A 9,238-nucleotide genomic window follows, 5' to 3' on the forward strand; every position below is an offset into this window, starting at 1 on the left:
AGGCAATAAAAAAGGCCGCTATTAGCGACCTGTTATTTTTGTTTAAATCAGAACGGCAATACAGGCTTCCATACACACCCGCAGTTAGGTAGTTGCCCCGGCATGATGTACTCACCATCAATCAGGCAACCCTCAGAAAGCTTGAAGCGTTTGCGTTCCTTGCCAGCCTTCACGTGACTCTTGCGAGGCGCATGTCCACCACCGCTATGCACCCACTCACCCTCTGTGATTCCAGCTGCCTGTTGACGCGCTGCTGATAATGCGCTGGTAGCTTTTCGAGTCTGGTCACGAGCGATGAACTCAGCCCTGCGCCTCGTAATTCCGTGACGCTTTCCGAAGCTTGCTTCTATCTCATCAGCCAGTCCCTTTCTGTCTCCACCTCGTGCTACGGCGCGATAAACAGTGCCTTCCACCTCGGTGAAGTATTTCTCAGGAATTGACCGGATGAGCGACACGTTTTCAGCAATGATGGCATCGACCTTTTCGGTCATTGCCGGAGTCCATTGCATTTTGATGGTTAGATTATCTGCTCTGGCTGATGCCAGTAGCCCCCTATCAGCCGCTGACTCTGTTTTCTTCACCAAGTTATCAGATAGCGGAGTGGCTTTGTTAATGAATCTGTCGACCCACTTCCTAGCTAGCGCATCGAGAGCTTGCTTGACGATTTGCACTGGATTGGCGTCCATTGCCATTTCTGCAACTTCCGCAAGTGGATTGTCACGAAGAATCCGTACAATCTCGCTCTTAACCTCGTCGTTCATCTCGCGTATCTCAGCAAGCAGCTCACGCTGATACCACTTGATGTTTCCGGCGTTGTAGTTAATAGCCTTCAAGCTCTTCGTTTTCTTCCGGTTCATAATCACCATCCAGCGTTTCAAAGCCGGCGTTCTCGATACCTTTCAGCGCGGTGCGGGCCTCTTCTGAGCTAACCAACTGACTATCAGCAGCAACAGCCACCGTCTCGACCCGAAGTTTCGCCACCTCTGCTCTTTCTTTTTCGCTGATTTCATCCAGCGGCTTGAACTCGAAGTAAATATCATCATTAATCGCGCCGAACTCAGAGAGTTGAATCAGCTTGAAGATATTTTCCAGAGGCTTACGCATCTCGCCATCTTGATAGCCTGATACCGTTTCATGCCATGTTGCTAACTCAGCGTCACCAGAAGCATTAAGGCCAGCTGGAGCGTTACCCAGAAGCTTGAGGTTGGTGATTCGCGCTGGCATACATAGCTGGTCTTGATAGTTCGACAGGAGGCTTGAAAGCTCGCTGAGAGATGTCTGCATATGCAGCAAATCTTCTTCTTTATCCAGCGCCCAAACGCCGAAGTTATCCTGATACTTCTCAAAAAGCCTGATTCGCTTATCGAACTCTCCAGGCTCTGCAAGTCGAGCATCCATATCCGTTTTCAGCGCCCGCATACGCAACGTGCGGAGAATCTTAATCACGTTCTTCTTGGCGTCTCGCCAGTCGTTAACGTAATCCTCCATCAACTGCGTGAGCGACAGGCCGCCGAAGTTATAGGATGGCTTTAAGATGTCTGGAACGGGTCGACTAACGATATCCATGAATCGAGACTCATCGACAACATCACCCATAACAAACCAAGACTGGGGCTTGTAGAAGCCTGCTTGCAGAGGCCATCTGGTGTTGTATAACGCCGGGTAAACCCAAGTTGGGTCTACAACTCTCAGGCCCTTTAGCGAGCCTTTAGGTATCTTTCGCGGGTCAAGGAATAATGGCTTGCTAAGCTCATCACCCAATGCGCCGGTATCGATGTAGATGTGAGCCACGCCAAACATTGAATCTTGACGAACAGCCTCGTGCATGAGGCGCTTAACATCGTATTTCTCTAGCGCCCTTTCCATCAGGTCGATATCTGGATCGTGATCCCCCTTCTTGCGACTCTTAACCTCGATCCAGTTTCGCGTCATCTCATCAGCGAACACGTTATGCATGTTCGAGTACTCGACTTGCTGAGACATCGCAGCCAGTGCCGGGTAACCGCGAAAACCGGAATACTCAGCACCCGCGTACATGAGGTTGATGGCCTCGTATGGCGTTGAGTCCATTGCAAACGTAGCTTTCTCTTTACCCTTTGGTATCACTCCGGGTAATGGCTCATAACGCTTAAACTCTGCAAATGGCTTTTCATCGTTAGCCACCGAAGCGGCATCGATATGCATCTGCGTAATCTTTGCTGGCGCCCGGCGAGTTTTCTGCACTACCTGTTTACGTCTGGTCATTGAAGTATCTCGTCAGGAATTTGGAATGGTTTGTGTGCAGGAGCAAAGGCCATAATTAGCGAGTCAGCCATGTTTGGTGACGGTATGCCGCGCTTCTTCATGTCTTTCTTGCTCTCCACTTTCACGCGCCCATTATTGTCGTAGTCAACCCATGGGCGTGACAGTTCAGCCTTGAGGTATTCAAGTTGCTTGATGTCTGAGCTGAGGCTGATTAACTGGTCGTCGGAGAATTGCTTGATGAACTCTTTGTCTTCAGGATTGGCTTCGAGGTGCTTTATGCAGCGCCAAGTATTGAAGAACCTATCACGCACTCCCCACCATGCTTGCGCCTTGATGTTCGAGAACATGTCCTTATTGGTCTTCCCGTCTGCGTATTTCGCATCTGGCTTAAACACTGCTGCGCCGGCATTGAATCCACTTGATGGAATCTTGCATACTCGCTTGAGATGAGCCTTGACGCCTGCACCAACACCTATTGAGTCATAGACTATCTCACCAGCCTTGATGCTCTCTGCGTAGTTTTTAACGCGGTCTGAAGATGTAATGACATCGCCTTTATTCCACTGCTGGCAATCCAGAACGATAGAGCCATGGGCTAGAGTGGTTGCGTTGCTATCCTCGCCTTCGTCGGCTACGTCGAATCCAACCCGCTTGCGCCCAGACGCGGTAAAGCCAAGCAACTCATGAGCATCCACAGCAGCGGCAATCCAAGATGGCTTGATGATTGCCATATCACTATCAGCGACTGGCTCGCCCTCCCAAATGTGCAGGTAAAGGTCATAGTCCTTACGCTTGCACTCTTCCATTTCTAGGCGAAGCACCTCGGGGAAGTGAGGGTTGTCGTTATGGTTAACGGTAAGTAGGCAAATATCATCAGGAGGCGATATAACGAATCGCTGATGCGTGTCGTCTAGAATGTTCTTTGGGTTGTAACTGACCCAGATTTCAGATCCTGGCTTACGAATGGTTGGTATCAGAACTTCCCATGATTCTTTAGATACAGCCTCTGCTTCTTCAATCCAGCAGATGTCTACACCTTCGAGGGATTTAATCTTCGTGGGGTTGTTCTTGATGCCGTAGAACATAAATTCGCTGCCAGTAACCAGGTGGCGAACGCTGCTGCGTTGAACTTCAAACTCTGCTTGGTAGCCATGCCTGGCGATAGTGTCATCCAGTAGGCGAATAACTGAGTCACTGATACTGTTCTGGAGTTCGCGGGCGCAGAGAAAGCGATAGCACCCCCGACGAGATATCTCTACGAGTAACCGTGCAATTGTCCAACTCTTCCCTGACCCGCGACCGCCTTTGCTACTTTGTAGCGATGGGGCTTAATGAAGGGTTTGAATATCGGATTAATCGCCGTCATCTTCGAATAGCTCGTTTAGTGATTTGTTCAGGTTTAGGCCGACTGAACCTTGAAGCTCTACAATCTGCTTATCAAGTCCAGTTAGCTTAGCTTTACCCATCGTGGCCGCAACGGCAGCTGATGATTGAGGCGTCTCGGCGCTTAGCGCTTTCTGACGGGCCTCTTCAAGCTCGGCAATGAGAGAGTCGACAGTCACGTTGTGGCGTTGCTTAACCTCACCCTGAAGCTCCTTAATCCTTAGGGAAACGCGAGGGCGCTCCTTTACTCGATGAGCCTCCACCGAAATGGCGTTATCACTCATCTTGTCAGCCTTGTACGCGGCGCGATAAGCCTCAGAAGCGTTACCCAATTCCACGAAAGACTGAGCAAACTTTTCTTCGTTTGGCTTCGCCAGTACAGGCATTTGTCTTTCCTCAGGCTATCGGCTCTTATTTGTCTGTGAGCTTTGCCATTTATTTATTTTCCAATTCAGTGGTGGATTTCATTAGCCCGGCATTTTTCAGTGAATCAATCAACTCATTGAACATCCCTTTAGTAGCCATTATTGCGGCAGCGATGTTGGAATAATCGTCAGGCTGGTCGAAGTAAAGCTTGTCTACCGACTCGGCTTGACAGATTGAAAGCTTTCCACTTTCTGAGCACTCAAGGGCATTACCTATCATCACCGCGCCTAGCGTTGTTTCGGTGGCAATAGGGATTTCACCAGCACTTCCCGGCGCAGCTACCTCCACAGCTTTTCCTGATAATCCGTAAACTCTTTCGGTCATTGAATTACCCCTTGCATTATTGCCACCATATCCGGGTCCATTTTCTCAATAATGTTTTGCCGCGTGGTTTCTAGCATTTTCTTTCTGCCTCCAACGCCCCATTGACTCATCTTTCTTGCGCAGTCGCTTACTTCCTGCTTCTCGCTTGTGATAAGAAGATCCAGGCGATTAAGCATGGTCATGCTTGAAATGCCACCTAGTACGGCTTCGCGGAATGTGTTGTAAACGCGAATCTCAAATTTAGGACTCAGCCAGGCTGCATATCGAATTGCTATCAATTCAAGGCCCCACACGCCAGATTCAACGCCACCCTTGATGGTTTTAACCGAAGCTACATTTGTAGCTCCGCTTAGTTCTTGAGCAAACCGCTTTACCTGAGCGCTTTTGATAAAGTTACCTGGTCGTTGAGACTCGCTAGCCTCGCCCTTCAAAACTGCGGCGGCATGCAGATCGTTAAGGCTGTATCGACCTTCACTATCGACGCGAACCGAGACGCCGTTAACAATTACCGTTGGATATGTCATTGCGTTTACCTTTTAGAAAGCGAGCCTGTTCGCACAGAAAAGCCGCCCGAGAGAGGTCGCCACCTATAACGGCAATTCTCAGACTCAGCTTTCTGAAAGACTCTCGTTGAGATGCGCTGCGATGCGCGGAGATTTACTACGGGCGAAAAACCCCCGGACTATGCCGAGGCTGCGTGAAATTTGTGATATATATCGCTTGCATTGTAGTCTTTTTTCGACTACATTATTTATATCGACAACGAATTGAGGCAGCAAAATGAAACTCTTCCACGGCTCATACAGCAACACTGCACCAGTTATAAAAATCGGCGCTTATGCCCTTGGTTCTCTCGATAATGTCTTTGATGGCCTGTTTGCAAGCCCGGACAGAGAAGTAGCGGCATCACACGGCGGCAATTGCGTTTACTCATACGTTGTAGATGATGGGAAAATTGCCACATCTTCTGATTTAGATGCTCGCTATGAAGAAGTCTATGCATTCTTAGTAAGCGAATTAAATATCAGCGCTGATGACGTGGCAGAAATAGCAGATCGCGTAATGAGTGATGACAGTTCAGATATTACTGATTTTGCAGAAATCCTTTCCCCACGCAGCGACGCATTTGATGGGGGTGAAGGCGATTTGTCTTGGGAGCTTCAACGCCTGCGCGGTCGCGTTGCCGCTCATCTCGGCTATGACGCGGTGGAAATGGACGATGAGCACGGAACATCTTATTTAATCGTTAACCCAGCGGTCACAGCGGAGTAATCATGGAAAATCGAAAATACACAGAACTGGCCCATTACATTCGGGATAACTTTTCTGGCAACAATTCAGAGTTCGCTCGACACATGGGCGTTGACCGTCAGAAAGTTGGCCTATGGGTTAAGTCTGGCTGGGTGGTTATAAACGGTGCTTTGTTTTCCCATCGACGAGATATCCCGCCAGTTCAATAAATCATTATCAGAGCCACGGTGATGGCTCTTGTGATGATCTATCGAGACGCTTCTATTTCCCTTAGCGCTTCAAGCTGACCATTGCAGTTCTCGATTGATAGCAGAAGCGCAATGTTTAACTGCACACTATCGCCGAACGTCATTGAGTCGGGCACTTCTGGCACTACGCAATCAATCAGAAGATTTGCTGGCACGGGAGGGCTTTTTACTTTTATGGCTTCTCGCGCTATCTGCGGCTTTGCGCACCCCGTTAACAGCGTCAGAAGGAACAGGTTCACGAGCGCATTGATTATCTTTGAGCGCACCTTTCACCTCTTCTTGCAATTTCTGTGATTTCATCTCTGCGGCGGCGCGGCGCTTGGATTCTGTGGCGACGAGTTTATTCATCAACTGGACTTCGTTTGAGAGAGTGCTTAGTGATTCAGCCAGCCCGTCATTCTTGTGACTTAACTCTGCTGATTGCTCAGCCAGTCTTCCGTTCTCCTCACTGAGCTTGCGATTATCCGCGCCGAGACGGAGTGTAAGAATAACGACGATAGCTATAGCGCCGATTGTTATTACTTCGCCAAGGGATGTGTTCTTAAGCATTCTTGTTGCTCCACATGCAGATTTCTCTCTCTACTTCCCTTCTATTCATTAATCCTGGTATTTTATTTTTATCGACATAAACCCACTGCTTCAGCGCATCACAAGCCTTTTTGCTATCTCCTGAATTCAGATATCTAAGCAAGCTAGAGCGTTCAAAAGCCCCTGCCCCAACATTAAAGCTGAAGCTTATTAGTGCAGCTTTCTGGTACTCACTTGCAGGGGTCTTTACATGCTTTTCAACAGATCTCGCATAAGGGATAAGGTGCTTATGCAAAAGTTCTTTGCATTCTTTTTCTGTGTAGATTTTGCCAATGATTACATCCGGGCCTGTTATCCCATTGCAAACAGTCCAAACGCCGCCAACATCTCTATATGGAGTGTACTTAACCCCCTCAAGGTGAGGGATTAGAACAGTAGCAATTGCGATTGCCCCGCCCCCGGCAGCAGCAATGATTTTCTTTCTCAATGATGCTTCCATGATTAAATCTCTTTGGGTGCTTTCTGGCCTAATTCAGCAACCACTTGAGCAGTCGCTGATGGGTTTCTTGTGTCGGTCTTGTCCAAGATGTCTTTGAGTATGCTGGTGCGCTTCATTTGCTCTCGCCGATTTAAGCGATAAGTCAGAACGCCGAGCGCGATACTGAATGCCACGCCAACAACAAAACCCCAGTCCTGCAAAGACATGCTTGCAAAGAATGCCGCAAGACCAGCACTGCCGTAAGCAGCATTGCTGTATTTTTCGTCCATTTTCATATCTCCCCTCCCCGTTAATTTGGTGGGTTGGGCCGTCGCTGTTTTTAAATAAAGGGATACCGCCGCGCCGTAGTCACGTAGCATTTAATCGAGGATTGGGGCTGTGCACTTTTAGCAAGGCGGTAAATTGATGGTCTAATAAGTTGCCGAAAGTTTGCTATGTTTGGCGCATCATCAGGGATTCGAACCCCGAACCGAGTGATTAGAACTCACTTGCTCTATCCGATTGAGCTAATGACGCAAATAAAAAGCCTCGCAATAGCGGGGCTAATTTGGGTTGTGGTGGCCGGTGCTGATCTCCGGCTTTGGTGTCATGTCGATTTAAGAGGCTCGCGGCACCGTGACGCTCTCGAAGCGCATCAGCCTGCGCATTCACCACAACGGAAAGAGCACTGCCATCTTTGCTAATGGATTTGCAGAGCGGCTGGCCAACCTCTTGCAATGCTCTTACCTGTTGTGCGCCCATTATTAATCACAGCGGGCCACTGCGCCAAATTCGGTTATGAGGGATTGGAAGACCTCACTGACTTATAGGCTGTTAAGCCGCCATCAGAACTACATCATCGTTTGCATTTACTTTTTGTGGTCAGTTTCTAAAAACCCGCAAAGTCGCACACGAAAACTATCTGAAAGAGCACTGACGAGCGTCGTCACATCGATAGCGGCGTTTCGCGCGTGCTAATCCGAAACCAGTCGATGCCGTCTGCCTAATGCTCTTTCATGATAGATGCGAATCCTGAAACGCAAAAAGCCCCGGCGATTAACCGAGGCTTTGAATTCTTTTTACTACTAAACGAAGTCAGTAACCCATCGTTAGAGTGAGATTAACACAGTTTCGGGAAAAGTAAATAGCTCACTATAACTTTGTGAGCTATTTTTTCATTCGCTATCTAGTTACTGTCTTAAGAGAACTCTCCGCCCACGCCTCTTCGATTTCTAGCTTGGTCGCCAGTCCGTCATAAAATGGCTTAACACTCTTCTTCCATGTATCGAGAGAAATTGCGTCAGTGATAGCGCAAACAGCCGCGTAAGCCTCAGTAGATGGCATGCGAGGATAGCCAGTGCCTTTGCACCTCTTGCACGGACTTTCTACGCGCTCGCCGGTGTCACGTAATATTTTCTCGTCCACCGATGTTCCACGACCTTTGCAATCAGAGCATGCGCTAGATACAACGCCTTTCCCGCCGCATGGCTTGCATATTAACTTGATAACCTCTCTAACCCGCTTGCCAGAACCGTCGAAAGTCAGTGGTGATTTCATTGAGAATTTCTCAGCCTCAATAAAGCCCTCACCTTTGCAATGCTCGCACTCTTTAACGCTAGCCGCTGACCGGCAGTAATCAAGATACGCATAAATTGCGAGGATTTGCGCCACCATTGGCTTAATATTGCTTTCGAGTTTGCGCAGTGCTGCAACACTATCGCAAGTTCCTAGAGCATGCTTAGCAAGTCGAGTAACCGCCCTTTCGCTATCATGTTTGCTGATACCAAGTTTTCCAATGAACGCGCTGTATCCCCATGCGGCGCGACTTTGAGTCATCCCCATTGCTGCAATACCATCAGTGCCGGTTAAGCTATCTGGCGATGTTGCCCGCGGTGAATCACTGATCATTGTCGATTTTGGGAAATGATACTTAACCATGCTTTCCAGATTCATACAGCCACCCCGTCAGTGTTAGCCTTATTGCGATTAGCCGTTATCCGCTTTAAAAGAGCGTATTTCTCCATAAACCGACACCCCTTATTCATCGCTGCGAGACTACGCATCACCCGCCTGTGTTTTATTACTTGCCACGGAAGGTATGCCAGAAGAAATACCCCCCACAAAATGACAGCAAACCACGCATCGAACGTCATGCCGCATCTCCTCCGCCACGCTCATTGCCGACAAGTCGATTCACTATCTCGGCCTCTATCGTCCTAAGCTCCCTTAGTGTTTTCCTGCATTGCTCCCGCATATCAATGACTAACTTCAGCCGTTCTTCGTCTCGCTCTCTCTGCTGCTTTGCTTGATTGATGCTGATTACTGTCATGCTGCCTCCGAGGTTTGCTTTAATGCC

At 48.7% G+C, this 9,238-nt stretch carries 13 protein-coding genes, 1 tRNA gene and 1 pseudogene; 2 read left to right on the top strand and 13 right to left on the bottom strand.

Going from position 1 to position 9,238, the window contains the following annotated elements; genetic code table 11:
- Positions 1–47 precede the first annotated feature (47 nt).
- The 6 genes and pseudogenes from ACL9RG_RS21740 to ACL9RG_RS21765 all read right to left on the bottom strand — a co-directional run bounded on the left by ACL9RG_RS21740 (position 48) and on the right by ACL9RG_RS21765 (position 4,901).
- Positions 48–857 (bottom strand): phage minor head protein, encoded by an 810-nt coding sequence (locus ACL9RG_RS21740; RefSeq protein ID WP_422794749.1) that lies wholly within the window; start codon positions 855–857, stop codon positions 48–50.
- Entirely contained in the window at positions 820–2,244 is a 1,425-nt protein-coding gene (locus ACL9RG_RS21745) for a DUF1073 domain-containing protein (RefSeq protein ID WP_422794750.1), read from the bottom strand. Before ACL9RG_RS21745 ends, ACL9RG_RS21740 begins: the two co-directional genes overlap by 38 nt.
- A pseudogene (locus ACL9RG_RS21750) lies at positions 2,241–3,610 on the bottom strand (PBSX family phage terminase large subunit). The gene ACL9RG_RS21745 and the pseudogene ACL9RG_RS21750 overlap by 4 nt, the downstream one beginning before the upstream one ends.
- A complete protein-coding gene (locus tag ACL9RG_RS21755; RefSeq protein ID WP_422794751.1) occupies positions 3,597–4,013 on the bottom strand; it encodes a terminase small subunit in 417 nt (138 codons plus the stop codon). Before ACL9RG_RS21755 ends, ACL9RG_RS21750 begins: the two are co-directional and overlap by 14 nt.
- Positions 4,014–4,062: 49 nt before the next feature.
- Entirely contained in the window at positions 4,063–4,377 is a 315-nt protein-coding gene (locus ACL9RG_RS21760) for a hypothetical protein (RefSeq protein ID WP_422794752.1), read from the bottom strand.
- Entirely contained in the window at positions 4,374–4,901 is a 528-nt protein-coding gene (locus tag ACL9RG_RS21765; protein WP_422794753.1) for a KilA-N domain-containing protein, read from the bottom strand. The genes ACL9RG_RS21760 and ACL9RG_RS21765 overlap by 4 nt, the downstream gene beginning before the upstream one ends.
- Before the next feature lie 256 nt (positions 4,902–5,157).
- On the opposite strand from ACL9RG_RS21765, the gene ACL9RG_RS21770 reads away from it, so the two are divergent.
- Positions 5,158–5,649, top strand: coding sequence for a hypothetical protein (locus ACL9RG_RS21770; RefSeq protein WP_422794754.1), 492 nt, complete (start codon positions 5,158–5,160; stop codon positions 5,647–5,649).
- Positions 5,650–5,875: 226 nt separating this feature from the next.
- Here ACL9RG_RS21770 and lysC read toward each other — a convergent pair whose 3' ends face one another.
- Genes lysC through ACL9RG_RS21790 form a run of 4 tightly spaced genes read right to left on the bottom strand, consistent with a single transcriptional unit; the run spans position 5,876 to position 7,178 of the window.
- The gene (gene lysC, locus ACL9RG_RS21775) at positions 5,876–6,115 is read right to left on the bottom strand and encodes an Rz1-like lysis system protein LysC (protein WP_422794755.1); all 240 of its coding nucleotides are present in this window, start codon (positions 6,113–6,115) and stop codon (positions 5,876–5,878) included.
- Entirely contained in the window at positions 6,009–6,425 is a 417-nt protein-coding gene (locus tag ACL9RG_RS21780; RefSeq protein ID WP_422794761.1) for a DUF2570 domain-containing protein, read from the bottom strand. Before ACL9RG_RS21780 ends, lysC begins: the two co-directional genes overlap by 107 nt.
- Positions 6,418–6,903, bottom strand: coding sequence for a lysozyme (locus ACL9RG_RS21785; protein WP_422794756.1), 486 nt, complete (start codon positions 6,901–6,903; stop codon positions 6,418–6,420). Before ACL9RG_RS21785 ends, ACL9RG_RS21780 begins: the two co-directional genes overlap by 8 nt.
- A gap of 2 nt (positions 6,904–6,905) precedes the next feature.
- A complete protein-coding gene (locus tag ACL9RG_RS21790) occupies positions 6,906–7,178 on the bottom strand; it encodes a hypothetical protein (protein WP_422794757.1) in 273 nt (90 codons plus the stop codon).
- Here ACL9RG_RS21790 and pufQ point away from each other — a divergent pair.
- Complete coding sequence (gene pufQ, locus ACL9RG_RS21795; protein WP_422794759.1) at positions 7,153–7,230, top strand: cytochrome PufQ; 78 nt, start codon at positions 7,153–7,155, stop codon at positions 7,228–7,230. The two genes, ACL9RG_RS21790 and pufQ, sit on opposite strands and share 26 nt — an antisense overlap.
- Before the next feature lie 112 nt (positions 7,231–7,342).
- On the opposite strand, the gene ACL9RG_RS21800 is transcribed toward pufQ, so the two are convergent.
- From ACL9RG_RS21800 to ACL9RG_RS21810, 3 genes are all read right to left on the bottom strand, one after another.
- A tRNA-Arg gene (locus ACL9RG_RS21800) sits at positions 7,343–7,419 on the bottom strand.
- A 645-nt stretch (positions 7,420–8,064) separates the two neighbouring features.
- Positions 8,065–8,835 carry an antitermination protein gene (locus ACL9RG_RS21805; protein WP_422794758.1) on the bottom strand — a complete coding sequence of 257 codons (771 nt, stop codon included), beginning with the start codon at positions 8,833–8,835 and terminating at the stop codon, positions 8,065–8,067.
- A 196-nt stretch (positions 8,836–9,031) separates the two neighbouring features.
- The gene (locus ACL9RG_RS21810; protein ID WP_422794760.1) at positions 9,032–9,211 is read right to left on the bottom strand and encodes a hypothetical protein; all 180 of its coding nucleotides are present in this window, start codon (positions 9,209–9,211) and stop codon (positions 9,032–9,034) included.
- Between the last annotated feature and the right edge of the window lie 27 nt (positions 9,212–9,238).

This window comes from Rouxiella sp. Mn2063 (assembly GCF_049319665.1).
Lineage (GTDB): Bacteria > Pseudomonadota > Gammaproteobacteria > Enterobacterales > Enterobacteriaceae > JBMOUD01.